The following is an 18015-nucleotide window of genomic DNA, read 5'->3' as shown; positions in this document are numbered from 1 at the left end:
TGTTATTTTCTATAAAAATTAGTGATTAGTTCACTTTTGTTACCCACATTATCCGTAACAACAACCTTAAGTACACATTGTTTGGTAGTTAGGATTTTATCGTCAAAATTATACGTTAAAGTATTTTTTTTAGATTCATATTCCATTAATATCCATTCTCCGTTAAGAGTAGCAGAATAGGTATTTATACCGCTTAAATCATCGGAGATTTTTACAGTTAAATATTTGTAATTATTTAACCATTGTTTTTCTTTAAAATTCTTTGGCGTTATTTTTGGAGCAATAGAATCTTTTGCAAGAGTATAAGTGCCTAAGTATTTTGTTCTGGTAGTGAAAGTGTTGCCTCGTTTATAGGTTTTAACGTAGCTAGGGTTCCCTTTTTTGTACAACTTAGCAATAAATAGTTGTTTTTGTTCTTTTTTGGAATGTTTAGAGGCATCAAAAGTTATAGTGAAATTTCTATGCGCAGGAACCTTGTTATTATGTATGGTTACCGTATCGTTTTGGTTCTCTAAATTCATATAAAAATTTTCATAGAAAGTGTTCGATGGAAAATATACTTTTACAGGACCAACAGTGTAGTTATTCGGTTTTTTAGCTACAATGTAATTAGGAGTCTTTTTTTCTTCTTTTTTAATTTTTATAATATCTTTTTTACCCTCGACAGGAATAATAAGCTTGGTAACGTTATTCTCTAAATCTTTAATTAGTAATTCTATAGTATAGGATAGGCCTTCTACAATGTTTATTTTTCCGTTATTTTTTAATGTATTATAGATACTTAATCTATTACCAGGGCTTTTAAAGCATTTTTGAATCCGCTGTCTATATTTTCCATAGTAATCGTAGTCTATAAGAGTATTAATATATCTTGTTTCGGTGAAAGAAAAGGTTTCAAAATCGTAATCTGTATAGGTAGTACCGTTTACCGACAAATTAACAGAATAAACACCATTTTTATTAGCAGCCATATCTTGGCGGTCAAAAGCTACAAAACCAAAGCCTATGGTGCCGTTTGCGTTTACCTTATCAGCTAAAAAAGAACCATCTTTTTGCTTTTTAAAGTTTAGTTGTATTCTTTTATTGCTTTGGTTAATCTGTGCATTATCACTTATAGGATAGCCAAATAATTTTAGAAGAGAAGGGTTGGTAGCGTCGGGAACTTCGTAGCCATATAATAGGGGGTTAGTAGGTTTTTCGGTGGCACTATTTCTAATTTCAAAATGAAGATGTGGTCCGGCAGAACCACCAGTATTGCCACTATAACCAATAAGGTCTCCTTTGGTAATTTTTAATTCCCCATAATCTGGAAAGACTTCTACTTCATAAGATTTTTTTTGGTATTGTATTTTTTTAATATAAGCTTCAATCTCCGGAGAGAATTTTTGTAAGTGTCCATACACAGAGGTGTATCCGTTAGGGTGAGCCATGTAAAGTACTTTGCCATAGCCCCATAAAGACACTTTAATTCTTGTTATGGTACCATCACCAATACCATATACTTTAAGGCCTTCGCGTTGTTTGGTTTTTATATCTATTCCGGAATGAAAATGGTTAGACCGCAGTTCTCCAAAAGTACCAGCTAGTATTAAAGGGATATCTAGAGGGGACCTAAAAGCATCTTTCGGGTATTGGGTTTGGGATGTAAGAGTAAAAGAAAAGAGTAAAATAAAGATACATGCAAAAAAAACGTGTTTCATAATATACATAAGTTAATACGAAAGTAATTAATCAGATTTAAAATCTTCAAAAAAATATGTAGACCTTTACGTTTTACTTTGTAATATATCCAACGTTTACAATTGATTTATAGTATTACTTGAATATAAATTGAAAAAATATTGCTAAGTCTTAAGATGAATGTTAACTTTGTGTAAAACGCATTGATTTTTGTGTATGAGTGAATTGGTGAAAATAGTTGATTCCTTAGAAAACAAGATTAGCAAATTGTTGCATAAATTAGAAGTACAACAACAGGTTAATGAAAAGTTAGAAAAGGAGTTAGTTGCCATTAAGGTGAATCGTGATGTAACTCGAAGGAGTATAACAGAGTGGGAAGAAAAATATAATTCGCTTAAACTTGCAAATTCAATGCTGGGCAGTAATACAAATAAAACCGAAGCTAAGCTTAAAATAAATACATTAATAAGGGAGTTGGATTATTGTATAGCACAACTCGCTGAATAATGTTTTACAAATAAATATGTCAGAAAAGCTCAAAATAAAGCTTTCTATTGCAGATAGGGTATATCCATTAACGATAGATCCTAGTCAAGAAGAAGGTTTGCGTAAAGCAGCTAAAAATATAGAGCAGCTAGCAAAGAAATTTGAGCAAAATTATGCAGTACGGGACAAGCAAGATGTATTGGCAATGTGTGCCTTGCAATTTGCTTCAAAAATAGAGCAAAAAGGCATTGAAAAAGCAGAAGGAACAGATGAAGCTACCGAACGATTAAGGGCGTTAGATTTGTTGGTGAGTTCTAAGTTAGGAATAAAATAAGTTCATATAAATAGCATAAAGTAACTGCCCACATTGGTAATATCTTTTGACAAACTCAACATTAAATTGTTTAAAAAGGGTGAGTTTAAATAGTAAAAGCAGGCCTTACTCGTATAAGGATTCTTGATCTATTTGGTAGCCCTAAACTTGTATTTTGGAGTTTGTACAAAACTTCGCTAATGTGGGTTTTTTTATATTAAATTTAAAAAACTATGGATAACAGTATATTGATAATAGCAGGTATAGTAGGTCTTGCAATAGGTTTTGTTATAGCAAAATTTATGGAAAAAGGAAAGGCATCTAAAACTATCGCCAATGCAAAAAAAGAAGCGCAAGGCATCTTAAAACAAGCAAAGATAGAAGGGGATGGCGTTAAAAAAGATAAGATGTTTCAGGCTAAAGAAAAGTTCTTAGAGCTAAAAGCGGAGCACGAAAAAGTAATCCAAAATAAGGATAAAAAGATTGGTGAAGCTGAAAAACGTACCAGAGATAAGGAGTCTCAAATAAGCAGTGAGCTAGCAAAAAGCAAAAACTTTAATAGCCAGTTAGAAGGAAAAATAAAAGACGCAAAGCATAGAGCAGATTTTCTGGAGAAAAAGCAATCGGAGTTAGAAAAACTACATAAAAATCAAGTGCAACAATTAGAAGTTATTTCTGGTTTGTCTGCAGATGACGCTAAAAGCCAGTTGTTAGAATCTTTAAAAGAGACAGCAAAGTCAGATGCTATGGCTTATATTCAGTCTACAGTGGAAGAAGCTAAATTAACAGCACAGCAAGAGGCTAAGAAAATTGTTATTAATAGTATACAGCGTATAGGTACGGAAGAGGCTGTAGAGAATTGCGTGTCTGTTTTTAATTTAGAATCGGATGATGTAAAAGGACGAATCATTGGTAGAGAAGGTCGTAATATTAGAGCAATAGAGGCGGCTACAGGCGTAGAGATTATAGTAGATGATACACCAGAAGCGATAATTCTCTCTTGTTTCGATTCTGTACGTAGAGAAGTAGCACGTTTGTCGTTGCATAAATTGGTAACAGATGGAAGAATTCATCCAGCACGTATAGAAGAAGTGGTTAAAAAGACCGAAAAACAAATTGAACAAGAGATTGTTGAAATTGGTAAGCGTACGGTTATAGATTTAGGTGTTCATGGCTTGCATCCAGAGTTAATTAAAGCGGTGGGTAGAATGAAGTACCGTTCTTCTTACGGTCAAAACTTATTACAGCATTCTAGAGAAGTTGCTAAGCTTTGTGGTGTAATGGCGGCAGAACTGGGACTTAATCCTAAATTAGCGAAGAGAGCAGGTTTATTACATGATATTGGTAAAGTGCCTAATACAGAAGCAGAGGTAGAAACACCACATGCTATTTTAGGAATGCAATGGGCAGAGAAATTTGGAGAAAAGCCAGATGTATGTAATGCTATTGGAGCTCACCACGATGAGATAGAGATGACAACATTAATATCGCCTATTGTACAAGTTTGTGATGCTATTAGTGGCGCAAGACCAGGAGCAAGAAGGCAGGTGTTAGATTCTTATATACAGCGTTTAAAAGATCTAGAAGAAATTGCTTTTGGATTCAATGGAGTACAAAAAGCATATGCTATACAAGCGGGTAGGGAGCTACGTGTCATTGTAGAGAGCGAAAAAGTAAATGATGATAAGGCTGCAGAACTTTCTTTTGAAATTTCACAAAAGATACAAACAGATATGACGTATCCAGGGCAAGTAAAAGTTACGGTTATTAGAGAGACAAGAGCCGTGAATGTAGCTAAGTAAAAGTTCTAAGGATTATTACAAATAAATATAAAGCTATCTCCAAACATTTTGTGTTTGGAGATAGCTTTTTTAGTACCTGATATTTATCATGTAAAACTGAGATTAGAGTATTTAACTTTAAGGGTGTAACAATAAATCTAATCCCTATGAAAAAAAGAACACCTATCGCAACAATAATGACCAAGGAGGTAATTACGTTGCATACTGGAGATTCCTTAGATAAAGCAGAACACCTTTTTAAAAAGCATAATATACGGCATATACCTGTCTTAAAAGGAGAAGAGGTAATAGGTATGCTAAGTTATACCGATTTGTTACGGATAAGCTTTGCAGATGCTGTGGATGAAGAAGATGACTCCGTAGAAACTATAGTTTATAATATGTTTACTTTGGAGCAGGTTATGGCAAAAAAATTAGTTAGTGTAACCTCAAAAACAACTATAAAGGAAGTGGCAGAGGTATTGTCTAAAAAAGAATTCCATGCTATACCAGTGATAGATGAAGGTGAACTTGTAGGTATGGTGACTACCACGGATTTACTGAACTATATGCTAGATCAGTTTTAGAAAACAAGTTTCTATGTTTTTGTAAAACATAGAAGAGCTAGGGTTAAATGTTTAAAAATATAACCCTAGCTCTCTTATTTACTCCTCCTCAGAAGATGTATCTTCATTAGCTTCTTGTTCTTCTTTAAGTAAATTATTTTCCAGTATATTTAACCTTTTTAGTTTTTCTGTCCATGTAACAAGAGCATCTTTATGTTTTTGCACATTATTAATAACTTCTTTAACTAAAGGGTTGTCTTCAGAAGCATTAGAGAAGAACTGTAAATTGTTTTCTAGCTGTCGTATTTCATTTTTACTTTCACCAATTTTCTTGCGTATAAAAGAACGCTCGTTGTATATGGCTCTTTCATTATCTTCTGAATTTGCTAATTGTTGTATTTTATTACCATATTTTAATAATTCAGATTCTTGTCTGCTAACATCTAGTTTGTTAAACAGGGCATCTAATATTTTATTGAATTTTTGGTTGATATGTTTTTTGTTAAATGGAACTCTGCCTAAGTCTTTCCATTCTGCTACAAACGCTTTTATTGCCGTTAAATCTGCATTTCTTTCTCCGGAGAGATTAAAATCTTTAAGTTTATCTAAAAAAGCAGTTTTTAATTCGTAGTTGGCTTCTTCTTCCTCGTTCGATTTGTTTTTTACAGCGTGTACACGATCAAAATAATGGTTACAAGCTGTTTTAAACTCGTTCCATATTTTATCAGAGTATTTTCTTGGCACATGACCAATTTTTTTCCAATCGCTTTGTATGCGTTTCATTTGGGCAGTTGTGGAATCCCAATCTTCACTTTCTTTTAGAGAAATTGCTAACGCTAGAAGCTCTCGCTTTTTATCTAAATTTACTTGCTGTTCTTTTTTTAGATTTTTGTAGAAATTATTTTTATTTCGGTTAAAACTACGAACCGCTTCTTTGAAAGCAGCCCATGTTTTCTCATTCTCTTTTTGTGGAACTTTACCTGCTTTAAAGAAAGACTCTCTTAGGCTTTCTAAAGTTTTAATTTGCTGTTGTAATTGTTTATGATTGTGAGAAACATTGTTAGATAAAACCGTAATTTCACTAATAATTTCATTCTTTTTTTCTAAGTTAATTTCATACACTTTATCTTGTTCTGCATAATACTCTTGTCGTCTATTGTGCAATACTTTTGTTGCAGCACTAAAACGCTCCCAGATTTCTTCCCGATGATCTTTGCCAACAGGGCCTATATCTTCTTTCCAAATTTTGTGCAGTGTTTGTAATTCTCTAAAAGCTTTATTTAAATCTGGTTCTACACCTAGCTCCTCTGCTTTTACTACAATTTTCTGTTTTTCTTCTAGATTATGTTTAAAGTCTAGATCACGTAATTCTCTGTTGATATTTAAAAAATCATAAAATATTTCAATATGGTGCTGGTAGGTGCGCCATACATCATTATAATTTGTTCTAGGGATAGGACCTGCATTACGCCATTGTTCCTGAATATTCTTAAAATTCTTATAGGTTGTATTTATATCTTCTTCAACATTTACTAAACCTTTTAAATTTTCGATTATGTTTAGCCTTATGGTAAGGTTTTCCTTTAGGTTTTTTTCTAAGCCTTTATAATAGGTGTTCTTTTTTTCGCGATAATCGGTATAGACTTCATTAAACTGTCTTTTGGTAACAGAGTTGTACCTAAAATCTATTTCATTGCCACCACCAGCTATAAAATCTTCTTTTTTATGCTCAATAAACTCTTGAAATTTTAAATCAAATTCGAGTTTAATACCATCCACATGTTTTTTTATTGCTTGGACCTTCTCATTACGAACTAAGCGTTGCAATTCTCCTGCTAAATTTTCCATAGACATAGAGTGGTAGTCTAGAATAGGAATTTCGTGCCTTTTTTCGTTATGAGTGTCTTCTGCATCTTCCGCATTAGATTCATCTATTTCTTTGTGAATAGTTTCCTCTTTTTCATCTGTAGACTCATCTATTGAAGGCTTTTTGCCTTCTTTTTTAGTTTCTTCGTTTTTAGGTATTTCAGTAGTTTTCTCCAAACTTTTTTCAGTATTGGTAGTTTCTGAGTTGTTTTGCTCCCCTACGTTTTCATGTAGTTTTTGTTCTTTTTCTTCCTGCATTATCACTTAATTAAGTTGTTGTAATAAAAGTATTTGTAAGATACTAACAACAATAGGAATAGCAAAAAAATATAGGAATATCTTTTTAATGTACAAGTAGGCAAGATGAAACAGTCATTTACTTTAAGTGCTCTTCTGAGCTTTGAATAAAACTATTTGTTTTAAAAGAAAAATGTTATTTGTTCCAGATTTCCCAAGCTTTTTCTGCTTGTATTTCTAGCATTTTTTTTCCGTTACATATGGTTGCACCTTGTAATTCTCCAGCTTTAAGAAAAGCGGTTTTTTCTGGATTATATATTAAATCGAAAAGTAAATGTTTTGGTTTTATAAAAGAGTAAGGTAAAGAAGGTTTATCTGCAACATTCGGATGGGTTCCTAAGGGGGTAGTATTTACAATAACTGTGTGTTCTTCCATAATCTCCTTGGTAAGGTCGCTATAGGCATATTTGTTTTCGCCAGATTTTCTAGAAACAAATGTATGAGAAATTCCTAGCTCATCTAAAACAAAAGAAACAGCTTTAGATGCGCCTCCTGTACCTAAAATTAATGCTTTGGTGTGGTGTTTTTTTATATGGGGTAGAATGGTAAATTTAAATCCATGAACATCTGTATTGTAGCCTTTGAGTCCGTCTTTCGTGATTTTTATGGTATTTACAGCTCCAATTTTTGCGGCGTCTTTATCTAAACTTTGTAAAAAAGGAATTACCAATTCTTTATATGGAATGGTTACATTGAGCCCATGAATAGAATCTGTATTTTCTGCTATTACTTTAAAGGCGTCAATTGTCTCTAAATCGAAATTTACATAGGAGTAATTATCTAAACCTAGGTTTTTAAATTTTTCCTTAAAATAACCTCTAGAAAAAGAATATGAAATATCTTTTCCTACCAACCCGAACTTATAAATTTTCTTTTCTTTTTTTTCCATACCAATCAATTCCCAATAAAACACATATTCCTAGAATAACAAAAAAAATAGCGTTCCATGTTTCAGAAACCTCAAAATTTGGGAAATAGCGTTCATAATTAACAATAATATCTTTTCCATTGGAGTCTGCAAGAGTTTGGCCAAGGGAGTTTGTTTTGTAAATAGTTTTTTTCCAAGGCCAGACGACCCCAAGAGAACCTGTGATGAAGCCTATTATAATGGCAGTTGTTGTATGTTTAAAGCGTTTTAAAACAAAGCTTAATAGATGAGAAAGCGTTACTAGACCTGCTGCTGATCCAGAAGTAAATACAGCCAAAATTGTTAAGGTTTTCATGCGTTTGGGATTCTCTATAAAACGGAAATTTCCAGAGAAAATTTCGAACATAGTATCGTATAGGGCATTTACAGAATCTACTAGTAGTAATACGTAGTTACCTAGTAAAATTAAAATAAAGGAGCCAGAAAGGCCTGGAAGGGTCATCCCGGAAACACTAATCATTCCGCAAATAAAAATGAATATTAAGTTATCGTTCTCTTTTGCGGGACTTAAAAAACTTAGAGATATACCTATGAATAAGCCAATTATGCCTGTAATTATAGTTTTTTTATTCCAATACTTAAAGTCCTTGGCTATATAGTAGATGGAACCTAAAATCATTCCGAAAAAGGCAGACCAAACATAGAGTTCTTTTTTCTCCAGAAAATAATCGAGCACTTTGGAAATACTAAAATAACTAATTAGCATCCCGAAAATCAGAAGACCAAGAAAACGACCATTAGTATATTGAGCAAAACTTCTAAATCTTCCATTGAGGATTAATTTTAAAGCTTTTAGATTAATCTTTTGTAGGGAATAGATAAATTCTTCGTAAAAACCGCCAACAAAAGCAACAATGCCTCCAGAAACACCGGGGACTTTATTTGCAGCACCCATGAATAAGCCCTTAAGTACTAATAAAAACTGGTCTTTTACGGTTCTCGGTGTGTTCATGACATAGTAAGCAGCTTTTATTTTTTATTGGCTGCTTTTTCCATGATAAAAATAAGGGAAAATCCTAGGATTGCAAGTAGTACTGCAAACATAATTTGAGGATTTCCATCAAAATTAAGAGGAGAAACACTTACTTCTTTAATTGGTATAATTTTGTCTCCAAATGTTTTTGTTTCTAGCACATGTTTCCATGGCCATATTTTGTTTAAGGAGCCAATAATGAAACCAGTTAATAATGCTAACGTTAAATTCTTATAGTTTGCAAACATCCATTTTAGTAGTTTGGCAAAACTTAATAATCCAAATACAGCTCCAAAACCAACTGTGATTACTATTTTAAAATCTCTTTCATGAACTGCTTCTAAAATAGTTTTGTAAGAGCCTAATAGCACTAAAATAAAAGCGCCAGAAATACCAGGTAATATCATTGCGCAAACTGCTAAGGCTCCTGAGAGAAACAGAAACGGTAAGCTGTTAATGTTTTCATTAGGAGGGAGGGTTGTGATGTAAAAAGCGAGTACGGCTCCAAAAACAAGAGCAAGAATAGCAGCAAGACTCCACTTCTTAATTTCTTTCCCAACAAAAAAGACACTGGCTGAAACCAACCCAAAAAAGAAAGACCATAATAAAACAGGCTCATTTTCTAGTAACCAACTTACAATGGTGGCTAAGGAAAATAGACTAATAAATATCCCTAGGAATAAAGCTGCTAGAAAGCTACCGTTAGCTTGTTGCCAAAAGGCTTTAAAACCTTCATTTTTTAAAGTTTTTAAAAGAGATGGTCTTATGTTGTTTATAGAGCCTATAAGTTCTTCGTATATGCCAGAAATAAAGGCTATTGTGCCACCAGAGACTCCTGGAACTACATCTGCAGCACCCATGGCTATTCCTTTTAAGGTGATGTATACGTATTGAATTGGGGTTCTGTTTTTTGTCATAAATAGAGTAGTGGTTAAGACTTTTTCTGAATAGAATTAACTATTTCTTGAGTCCATGAGGTTTCACTGTATTGAGGGTATTCTTCTTTGAATATGTTAAACGCTTCGAAATTACCTTTTAGTGCATCAATTAAAGATATTCGCGCGTTAATAGTGTCTTGTGATAATAAATATAACCCTGGAATTCTATAATTTATTTCCGAACTATCTGGGTAAAACTGCTTTCCTTGTTCTAAAATTTGCAAAGCAGAAGCATAATCTTCGTTTAAAACGGAGATGTTAGACCAATTTAGCCAAGTTTCAAGCTCGTAATTACCTAAGTCTACAGCTTGCTTGTAGGCAAAATCAGCTTGGTCATAATTTTTTAATTTTGCATTTATTTCTGCGCATTTTTTCCAATACGTAGGGCTTTCGCCATCTATATTTAAAGCTTTATTGATATAATAAAGTGCTTTTTCATAATTTTTTCTCTGAAAATAGAAATTGGTTATCGCTATCCATCCTTTATCTAATAATGGATCTTCGTGTACCGTTTGGTAATAATAATATTTGGCCATATCATAATTACCTAGTTTTTCGTAACATTTTCCTATTCTAAGAAAAGCATGAGATGTAGGGTCCTCTATTTTTATGGTAGTTTCATAATTGTCTATAGCCTCTTGGTAGTGTCCTAATTTTTCTAGTACTTTCCCTTTTTCAAAATATGCGCCAATAAAATTATCATCCGAAATAATAGCAAAATCAAATGCACTTAAAGCTTCTTTGTACATTTTTTCGGAATAATACTGCTTGCCTAATTGGTGCCACGCAACCTCGCAATATGGATTTCTATCTAAATAATCATTTAAATATATAATAGCTCCTTCATAATCTTCAAGGAACTCAAAGCAATAGATAACATTATATAAAGAGGAGTAATCTTGTTCGTCGAAAGTAACGCAGTTCATAAAGCTCTCCTTTGCCATTTTAAAATTATCTAGAAACAAATACTCCATTCCTAAAAGAGAATGTATATCAAAACTCTCATTAGAAAGTTCTAGAGCTTTATTTAATAATTTTATAGCACCTTCGTGATTGTCTTTTTTGGATAAGATGTTTGCTCTTTGAATATATATTTCTTCATTGCTACTATCTAGTAGTTGTAATCTGTCTAAAAGTCTTTCCGCAGAATCAAAATTGTTTTCAAAGACCATTACTTCCACATCAAGAAGTTTTAGTTCTATAGATTCTGGATGTTGTTTTAGGCTTATTTTTATGGCTTTTTTGGCCAAAGAAATCTTCCCATTATTAAGATAATGGTGAATAATGTCTTCAAAATCTTCGGCATCAAAAAAGTAGATGTCGTCTGTCTTTAACATGGATTCAAACTTTGCTATCGGTTTGTTCGGCCTTTCATTAGATTCTAATGCCATAGGAACATTTTAAGTAGTCTATAGGATTAAAAGTAAACTATTGCTAGAACTATATCTTCTATATTTAGGCTATATTATTAACAAATTAGTTAACAAATTATTGTAGGTAACGGTCTAATATAGAGAGAATAATACTACAACCTTGTTCAATTTCTTTATTAGAAATAGTGAGTGGAGGTGAAATTCGTATTGCTTTTGGTTCAAATAACAGCCAAAATAAGATGAGATTTTCTTTAGCAGATTGCAATATTAAATCATTTGCTATGGTTTCATTGTCCACGATTAAAGCTAACATTAACCCTTTGCCTCTAATTTCTTTTATTAGGGAATGCTTAAGTAATTTTCTTATAAGTGCTTCTTTTTCAATAGATTTAGAGATTAAATCTTCTTTTTGTAAAGTAATAAGGGTTGCTAAACTCGCTGCCGCGATAACAGGGTTACCTCCAAAAGTGGTGATATGTCCTAATTTAGGATTGCTTTTTAGGGAGTTCATTATTGTAGCAGAGGAACTAAAAGCTCCTACGGGCATTCCAGAAGCCATGCCTTTGCCAATAACTAGAATATCGGGAATACAATTATAATGTTCAAAGGCGAACCATTTTCCTGTGCGCCCAAACCCAGGCTGAATTTCATCTAAAATTAATAAGGCGCCAACTTCTTGGCATCTTTCCTTTACTTTTTTAAGGTAATCTTCTTGGGGGACTATAAAACCTGCTCCTCCCTGAATAGTTTCTAATATTACAGTTGCCGTTCTAGTCGTTATTTTTTCTAAATCCTTAATATTATTAAAGGTAATATAGTTTACATCTGGTATAAGTGGTCTAAATGGAGCTTTACGTTCTTCTAACCCCATTAGACTTAAGCTTCCCATAGTGTTTCCGTGGTAGGCTTTTTTTGCAGCAATAATTTCAGAGCGCCCTGTATATTTGCGAGCTAGTTTTAATGCTCCTTCAACTGCTTCTGTACCCGAATTAACTAAATAGGTAGATTCTAATGGTTTTGGTAATATGGCAGCTAGTGCTTTTGCGTAATTTAGAGCAATTTCTTGTATGTATTCACCATATACCATTACATGCATATAGGAGTCCGCTTGTTTTTTTATAGCGTTTACCACATTTGGGTGACAATGTCCAAGAGTGCAAGCTGAAACTCCTGCTACAAAATCTAAATGCGCATTCCCTTCTGTGTCATATATGTAACTGCCTTTTGCATGGGATACTTGTAGTGCTAGTGGGTAAGGTGATGTCTGTGCTTGGTATTTTACAAAATCATCTTTCATAGTAATGCGATAGTGTGGAGAGCAATGTTGCTTCTTTAATTATTGGCTTCTTGCTTTTGACCTTTGACTTTTAGCTTTCAGTTGCTTTTTGGGCTTGATAGATTTATTATTTAAATCGTTCTTGGCGTTTATGGGGTCTCCTTCGTTTTTACTGCGTTCCTCTTCTTCGGCATCTATATCTATAGGGTTATCTATACCGCGAATAATTGCTAATTCTAAATTATTGTCATCTTCGTCAAAAATATCCTCTTTGGTTAAAATTCGTTCCTCACCCCGCCAGATAAACCCTTTAAGAAGTCTACCGTTCTCTGGTAGTTCTGTTTCTGGAAAAATAGTGCCATCTGGATCGGTGGTAAATGTTAAATCTTCCACATCATTATTAACCATGGTAATTCTAATGGCACTGCAAATAGTTTTGTTTATGCCAATAAGTTCATCATCGTCATTGTACATGTAATAGATGACTTCCGTGTTTTTTATAAGATCAATTGTTTTCAGCTCGTTTTCTTCGAATTTACCAAATAGGTCTTTCCCTTTTGCTTGATTGAATCCTGTTTTTCCTATCGTATCTTGCGATATAATAAAGGCATTGTTTAGCACTTTTAAGGAGTCTAATTTTTCAGTTTTAAGATTGGATATTAAATGAATACTGTCGCCTGTCATTTGGTTTTCTCCGTTCCAAAGAATAGGGTTTCGTATCAGTTGGGTTATGCCTGATTTTTGTTCGGAATGTATGGAATCACATTTTCCGCTTAGGTCTTTTTTAAAAAATTTCGCATTTCTAAAAGCCCTTAAAATACGTTTTTCGGGTTTTCCTGTAATCATTAGGGTGTCTCCATGCATATATAGGGAGTCCTTTTCCATAACACTTATAGATACAGCTCTTCGAGTGGCAAAAAGTGAATCTTTGGCTTTATAAACTTCCGCATAATGTGCTCTAATAAGTCCGTTATTAATAGTATCTGTAACTACAATGTTATTGGTGGCTGAAGCGAACTCCAATACTTTATTAAAATAAACACTATCCCCTTGAATTATTCTATCGTTATAATCTATTCTAGTATTTTTTATACCATAGCCGCTTTCAATTTTGGTGTCGTAAAAACCACGCTCACAATATATTTTATAAGATTCTCCTATGATGGTAGAAGGCCCGTACATATACGCGTTTTTAGAGGTTTTGTAGTAATCTAATTGCTCCGAATCTACAGTGTATTTCGGGTTTTCAATGTGTACGCTATCGAGAAACTGCAATTTTTTAGTTTCCATAAAATATTTTCCAATTTCGCTGGTCAGCGTATTGGTGGAATCTACCACGGTTCCAAAATCTTGGTAGTAGGCTTCTTGTTTTTCTCGATCCAAACGGAGTGTGTCCGTTCTTAAAGTCATATCTGTATTTTCGAGAAGAACACTCTCATAGGCTTTGGCTAGTTTTAGATTGCCATCATACTCTATTTTACCACTTGTCATTTTTATGGAATCTCCTTGCTGTAAACGGATATTACCGATGGCTTTAAGTCTGTTTTCGTGTTGATAAAAGATAGCTATATCGCACCATAAATCTGCGCCTTGGTGTTCAAATTGCACTTGTTTTTCGTCCTTACTGAATATAGAAGCTCCGGGGTATTTGGCTTCGTTTTTAGTGAAATTAGCGCCGTAGACTATGTTAATTTGTTTACTTTCTTCCGTGGAATCTTCTTGTGCCCATATAGTAAAGCAGCTAAGTGTAAAGATTAAAATGTAGTGTAGTTTTTGCAATCTTATATAGTTTTATTCAAAAATAGGATTTTTTGAACAAGCTTTAACAGCTTTATGATAGATTTAATATGGATGTAGAATAAAAAAAGAGCCACTCGAAAGTGGCTCTGCTATTTTATCTTAATATAGTTTGTGTTCGGTCGGGACCTACAGAGACAATTTTAATAGGAACTTCTAATTCTTTTTCTAAAAACGCTATGTATTCATTAAGTGCTTTTGGAAATTCTTCTGGACTTCTCATTTTTGTTAAATCCTGTGCCCAACCATCCATTTCTGTATAGATAGGAGTTACATTTTCTGCTTCAATATTGTAAGGTAAATGTGTAATTTCTTCTCCTTTATAATTATAAGCGGTACAAACTTTTAGTTTAGGGAAACCACTAAGAACGTCTCCTTTCATCATCATAAGTTCTGTAACGCCATTAACTTGTACGGCATATTTTAAAGCAACTAAATCTAGCCATCCACAACGTCTTGATCTTCCTGTTGTTGCTCCAAATTCGTTACCTACTCTTCCCATTGTTTCGCCATCAGCATCAAACAATTCGGTAGGGAAGGGGCCGCTACCAACTCGTGTTGTATAGGCTTTGAAAATACCAAATACGCTGCCAATTTGGTTAGGAGCAACACCTAAACCAGTACAAGCACCTGCTGCTGTAGTGTTAGAGGATGTTACAAACGGATAGGTTCCAAAATCAATATCTAATAAAGAACCTTGAGCTCCTTCAGCTAATATTTTCCTTCCTTCTTTTTGTGCTCTATAAAGGTATTCTTCACTGTCAATAAAAGTAAGTTTCTTTAATTGATCAACGGCTTTAAAAAAATCAGCTTCTAATTCTGGTAAATCGTACTGAATGTCTACATTATAAAAGCCAATCATGGCTTCATGTTTGTTTGCTAAAGCACGATATTTTTCTTTCCAATCGGATAATTCTAAATCCCCGATACGCATACCATTTCTACCAGTTTTGTCCATGTATGTTGGGCCAATACCTTTTAAAGTAGATCCAATCTTAGCCTTTCCTTTTGCAGCTTCTGAAGCTGCATCTAATAATCTATGGGTTGGTAAAATTAAATGGGCTTTTCTAGAGATAAGGAGTTTCGATATATAATCAATATTGAATTTACCTAAAGCATCTAGTTCTTTTTGGAAAATAACAGGGTCAATAACTACGCCATTGCCAACAAGGTTCATTGCTGTTTTATGAAAAATTCCAGAAGGAATAGTGTGTAATACATGTTTAATTCCGTCGAATTCTAAAGTATGTCCTGCGTTGGGACCGCCTTGAAATCTTGCAATTATATCATAATCTTTGGTTAGTACATCAACGATTTTCCCTTTTCCTTCGTCTCCCCACTGTAGTCCTAACAATAAATCTACTGCCATCTAATTAATTGGTTAGTTGTTTGTGTTATTATTTTTGTTTTTTGTGCCGTAAAAATATAAAGAATGGTTTGTGATTTTTATATCAAAAACCTCCTCAATAGTTTTTTTTATAGATTGAATTCTTGGGTCGCAAAATTCCATAACTTCTCCAGTATCTGTTAAGATAACATGGTCATGTTGATGGTCGAAATACGATTTTTCATATTGCGCCTGATTTTTGCCAAATTGATGTTTGCGAACTAGTTTACAATCTAAGAGTAATTCAATAGTATTGTATAGGGTAGCCCGGCTAACGCGATAGTTTTTGTTTTTCATATTAATATAGAGAGATTCTATATCAAAATGTTCTTCACTATCATAAATTTCTTGAAGTATTGCGTAACGTTCAGGTGTTTTTCTATGACCATTTTCCTCTAGGAAGGTGGTAAACACGTTTTTTACAATGTCTTGGTTCTTGTTCTGAGCCATAATTTGTTACAGCATTAATGTGCAAATGTACAGTTAAATTTTGATACAATTTCTATACTCTTGTCACTTTATCAATACCATTTATTTGTTTAAGATTAGTTATTAATTTTTTAAGAATTGCATTGTTTTTTACAACGACTGTAATTTTTCCTTTAAAAGTGCCTCCATCTGTACTAAAACTAAGGTTACGAATATTGACATGCATATTTTTAGAAATCATTTCAGTAATCTGACTGACTAGCCCTAAGTTGTCAATACCAGTAAGTGTAATATCCGATTTAAATTCTTCTTGTGAAGAATCTACCCATTTAGCACTAATAATTCGGTAGGCGTAGTTCGATTGTAACGAAATAGCATTTGGACAATTTTTTTTATGTACTTTAATTCCCTCGGATACACTTACAAAACCGAATACAGGATCGCCTGGAATGGGGTTACAACACTGTGATAAGGTATAATCTAATTTTTCTTCTTCTTTACCAAAAACAAGGACATCGTATTTAGTTGTAATTTCTTCCTTGTCAATGTTTTCGGGAGTGGGGTTTCTCCGAATTTTATTTTTGAAAAAACTAATAAAAGCATTGCTGTAGGAAGAAGCAAAATCTTTAATCATTAGGTTATCAATAGCACCTATGCCTATTCTATAGAATAAATCTAAACTTGTTTTTAATTTAAAGAAGGATACCATTTTGTTAATGGTATCTTCATTTAAACTAATTTTTTGGGATTTTAGTTTTCGTCGAAGAACCTCTTTGCCTTCTAATGCGACCGCTTTTTTCTCTTCTCTTAAGGAAGATTTTATTTTTGCTCTTGCCCTAGCAGTTGTAGCGTAATCTAACCAGTTTTGGTTAGGTTTTGCTTGGTCTGATGTTATTATTTCTACTTGGTCACCACTATTAAGAGTAGTATTTAAAGGAACTAGTTTGCCATTTACTTTAGTGCCTCTTGTTCGCATACCCACTTCTGTATGTATGTTGAAAGCAAAGTCTAATGGAGTAGCTCCTTTGGGCAAAGATTTTAATTCTCCTAAGGGTGTAAAAACAAATATTTCTTTAGAATATAAGTTTAATTTAAATTCTTCAACAAAATCTACAGCATTGGCATTAGCGTTTTCTAAAGCTTCTTGTAGTCTGTTTAACCAAATCTCTATGCCTTGTTCTTTTTGTGCGCCATGTTTGTATTTAAAGTGTGCTGCATATCCTTTTTCGGCTATTTCGTGCATGCGCTCACTTCTAATTTGGACTTCTACCCAACGGCCTTTAGGTCCCATTACGGTAATGTGTAATGCTTCATATCCAGTAGATTTGGGAGAGGAAATCCAATCCCTTAAGCGTACTGGGTTGGGGGTAAAGTGATCGGTAACTATGGAATAAATTTTCCAAGCTATAAATTTTTCATTTGCTCGATCCGATTTATAGATGATTCTAATAGCAAATTTGTCATAGATTTCGTCAAAAGTTACGTTCTGCATTTTCATTTTTCTACGGATAGAAAAAATCGATTTCATACGTCCTTTTATACTATAGTTTAATCCTTCTTTTTTTAGGGAATTATCTATTACCCCAGAGAAAGCTTCAATATAGGTTTGGTTACCTTCTTTAGAATCTTCTATTTCACTTTTTATGTCTCTATACACGTTAGGCTCCGTGTATTTTAAACTTAAATCTTCTAGTTCGGTTTTAATATTGTATAAACCTATTCTATGTGCTAAAGGGGCGTAAATATATAGGGTTTCGGATGCTATTTTTACTTGCTTATGTTCTGGCATAGAATCCATAGTAAGCATATTGTGGTAACGGTCTGCAATTTTAATAATAATAACTCTTACATCATCATTAAGGGTCAATAGCATTTTTCTAAAATTCTCCGCTTGTTGGGAGATATTCATGTCCTTTTTTAGATGT

Annotated in this window: 15 protein-coding genes and 1 other RNA gene; 5 read left to right on the top strand and 11 right to left on the bottom strand. The window is 33.4% G+C overall.

Translation table 11 applies throughout. The annotated features are described in order from the left end of the window. Nucleotides 1–2 precede the first annotated feature (2 nt). A complete protein-coding gene (locus QZZ51_RS08220; RefSeq protein ID WP_291868463.1) occupies nucleotides 3–1700 on the bottom strand; it encodes a M23 family metallopeptidase in 1698 nt (565 codons plus the stop codon). 196 nt (nucleotides 1701–1896) lie between these two features. On the opposite strand from QZZ51_RS08220, the gene QZZ51_RS08215 reads away from it, so the two are divergent. The 5 genes from QZZ51_RS08215 (at nucleotide 1897) to QZZ51_RS08195 (ending at nucleotide 4847) form a co-directional block, all read left to right on the top strand. After that, on the top strand, nucleotides 1897–2187 hold the full coding sequence (locus QZZ51_RS08215; RefSeq protein WP_291868460.1) for a hypothetical protein: 291 nt from the start codon (nucleotides 1897–1899) through the stop codon (nucleotides 2185–2187). Nucleotides 2188–2203: 16 nt separating this feature from the next. Beyond that, complete coding sequence (locus tag QZZ51_RS08210; RefSeq protein ID WP_291868457.1) at nucleotides 2204–2500, top strand: cell division protein ZapA; 297 nt, start codon at nucleotides 2204–2206, stop codon at nucleotides 2498–2500. Between the two features lie 53 nt (nucleotides 2501–2553). Then, nucleotides 2554–2663, top strand: a non-coding RNA gene (ssrS, locus tag QZZ51_RS08205) — 6S RNA. Nucleotides 2664–2712: 49 nt separating this feature from the next. Continuing rightward, nucleotides 2713–4281: a ribonuclease Y gene (gene rny, locus QZZ51_RS08200; RefSeq protein ID WP_291868456.1), complete on the top strand. Its 1569-nt coding sequence runs from the start codon at nucleotides 2713–2715 to the stop codon at nucleotides 4279–4281. Between the two features lie 146 nt (nucleotides 4282–4427). After that, entirely contained in the window at nucleotides 4428–4847 is a 420-nt protein-coding gene (locus QZZ51_RS08195) for a CBS domain-containing protein (protein ID WP_291868453.1), read from the top strand. A gap of 78 nt (nucleotides 4848–4925) precedes the next feature. Here QZZ51_RS08195 and QZZ51_RS08190 read toward each other — a convergent pair whose 3' ends face one another. The 10 genes from QZZ51_RS08190 to QZZ51_RS08145 form a co-directional block, all read right to left on the bottom strand. Further along, nucleotides 4926–6950 carry a DUF349 domain-containing protein gene (locus tag QZZ51_RS08190; protein WP_291868450.1) on the bottom strand — a complete coding sequence of 675 codons (2025 nt, stop codon included), beginning with the start codon at nucleotides 6948–6950 and terminating at the stop codon, nucleotides 4926–4928. Between the two features lie 175 nt (nucleotides 6951–7125). Continuing rightward, a complete protein-coding gene (locus QZZ51_RS08185) occupies nucleotides 7126–7878 on the bottom strand; it encodes a shikimate dehydrogenase (RefSeq protein ID WP_291868448.1) in 753 nt (250 codons plus the stop codon). Beyond that, complete coding sequence (locus QZZ51_RS08180) at nucleotides 7850–8869, bottom strand: DUF368 domain-containing protein (protein ID WP_291868445.1); 1020 nt, start codon at nucleotides 8867–8869, stop codon at nucleotides 7850–7852. Before QZZ51_RS08180 ends, QZZ51_RS08185 begins: the two co-directional genes overlap by 29 nt. Nucleotides 8870–8886: 17 nt before the next feature. After that, on the bottom strand, nucleotides 8887–9807 hold the full coding sequence (locus QZZ51_RS08175) for a DUF368 domain-containing protein (protein ID WP_291868443.1): 921 nt from the start codon (nucleotides 9805–9807) through the stop codon (nucleotides 8887–8889). 14 nt (nucleotides 9808–9821) lie between these two features. Then, nucleotides 9822–11219 carry a tetratricopeptide repeat protein gene (locus QZZ51_RS08170; protein ID WP_291868441.1) on the bottom strand — a complete coding sequence of 466 codons (1398 nt, stop codon included), beginning with the start codon at nucleotides 11217–11219 and terminating at the stop codon, nucleotides 9822–9824. A gap of 97 nt (nucleotides 11220–11316) precedes the next feature. Then, nucleotides 11317–12498 carry an aminotransferase class III-fold pyridoxal phosphate-dependent enzyme gene (locus QZZ51_RS08165; protein ID WP_291868439.1) on the bottom strand — a complete coding sequence of 394 codons (1182 nt, stop codon included), beginning with the start codon at nucleotides 12496–12498 and terminating at the stop codon, nucleotides 11317–11319. Between the two features lie 39 nt (nucleotides 12499–12537). Next, the gene (locus tag QZZ51_RS08160) at nucleotides 12538–14262 is read right to left on the bottom strand and encodes an OstA-like protein (RefSeq protein WP_291868508.1); all 1725 of its coding nucleotides are present in this window, start codon (nucleotides 14260–14262) and stop codon (nucleotides 12538–12540) included. 109 nt (nucleotides 14263–14371) lie between these two features. Then, a complete protein-coding gene (locus tag QZZ51_RS08155) occupies nucleotides 14372–15643 on the bottom strand; it encodes an adenylosuccinate synthase (RefSeq protein WP_291868436.1) in 1272 nt (423 codons plus the stop codon). 12 nt (nucleotides 15644–15655) lie between these two features. After that, a complete protein-coding gene (locus QZZ51_RS08150) occupies nucleotides 15656–16111 on the bottom strand; it encodes a transcriptional repressor (protein ID WP_291868433.1) in 456 nt (151 codons plus the stop codon). A 52-nt stretch (nucleotides 16112–16163) separates the two neighbouring features. After that, nucleotides 16164–18015: RelA/SpoT family protein (locus QZZ51_RS08145; RefSeq protein ID WP_291868430.1), on the bottom strand; the 1852-nt coding region annotated here is incomplete at its 5' end.

This window comes from Maribacter sp. (genome assembly GCF_016744255.1).
Classification (GTDB): domain Bacteria; phylum Bacteroidota; class Bacteroidia; order Flavobacteriales; family Flavobacteriaceae; genus Maribacter_B.
This window is presented reverse-complemented; position numbering and strand designations above follow the sequence as displayed.

Bases quoted from the DNA above. Each gene is read 5' to 3' on its own strand.
- QZZ51_RS08220 (WP_291868463.1), bottom strand. From the start codon at position 1,700: ATGAAACACGTTTTTTTTGCATGTATCTTTATTTTACTCTTTTCTTTT.
- QZZ51_RS08215 (WP_291868460.1), top strand. From the start codon at position 1,897: ATGAGTGAATTGGTGAAAATAGTTGATTCCTTAGAAAACAAGATTAGC.
- QZZ51_RS08210 (WP_291868457.1), top strand. From the start codon at position 2,204: ATGTCAGAAAAGCTCAAAATAAAGCTTTCTATTGCAGATAGGGTATAT.
- rny (WP_291868456.1), top strand. From the start codon at position 2,713: ATGGATAACAGTATATTGATAATAGCAGGTATAGTAGGTCTTGCAATA.
- QZZ51_RS08195 (WP_291868453.1), top strand. From the start codon at position 4,428: ATGAAAAAAAGAACACCTATCGCAACAATAATGACCAAGGAGGTAATT.
- QZZ51_RS08190 (WP_291868450.1), bottom strand. From the start codon at position 6,950: ATGCAGGAAGAAAAAGAACAAAAACTACATGAAAACGTAGGGGAGCAA.
- QZZ51_RS08185 (WP_291868448.1), bottom strand. From the start codon at position 7,878: ATGGAAAAAAAAGAAAAGAAAATTTATAAGTTCGGGTTGGTAGGAAAA.
- QZZ51_RS08180 (WP_291868445.1), bottom strand. From the start codon at position 8,869: ATGAACACACCGAGAACCGTAAAAGACCAGTTTTTATTAGTACTTAAG.
- QZZ51_RS08175 (WP_291868443.1), bottom strand. From the start codon at position 9,807: ATGACAAAAAACAGAACCCCAATTCAATACGTATACATCACCTTAAAA.
- QZZ51_RS08170 (WP_291868441.1), bottom strand. From the start codon at position 11,219: ATGGCATTAGAATCTAATGAAAGGCCGAACAAACCGATAGCAAAGTTT.
- QZZ51_RS08165 (WP_291868439.1), bottom strand. From the start codon at position 12,498: ATGAAAGATGATTTTGTAAAATACCAAGCACAGACATCACCTTACCCA.
- QZZ51_RS08155 (WP_291868436.1), bottom strand. From the start codon at position 15,643: ATGGCAGTAGATTTATTGTTAGGACTACAGTGGGGAGACGAAGGAAAA.
- QZZ51_RS08150 (WP_291868433.1), bottom strand. From the start codon at position 16,111: ATGGCTCAGAACAAGAACCAAGACATTGTAAAAAACGTGTTTACCACC.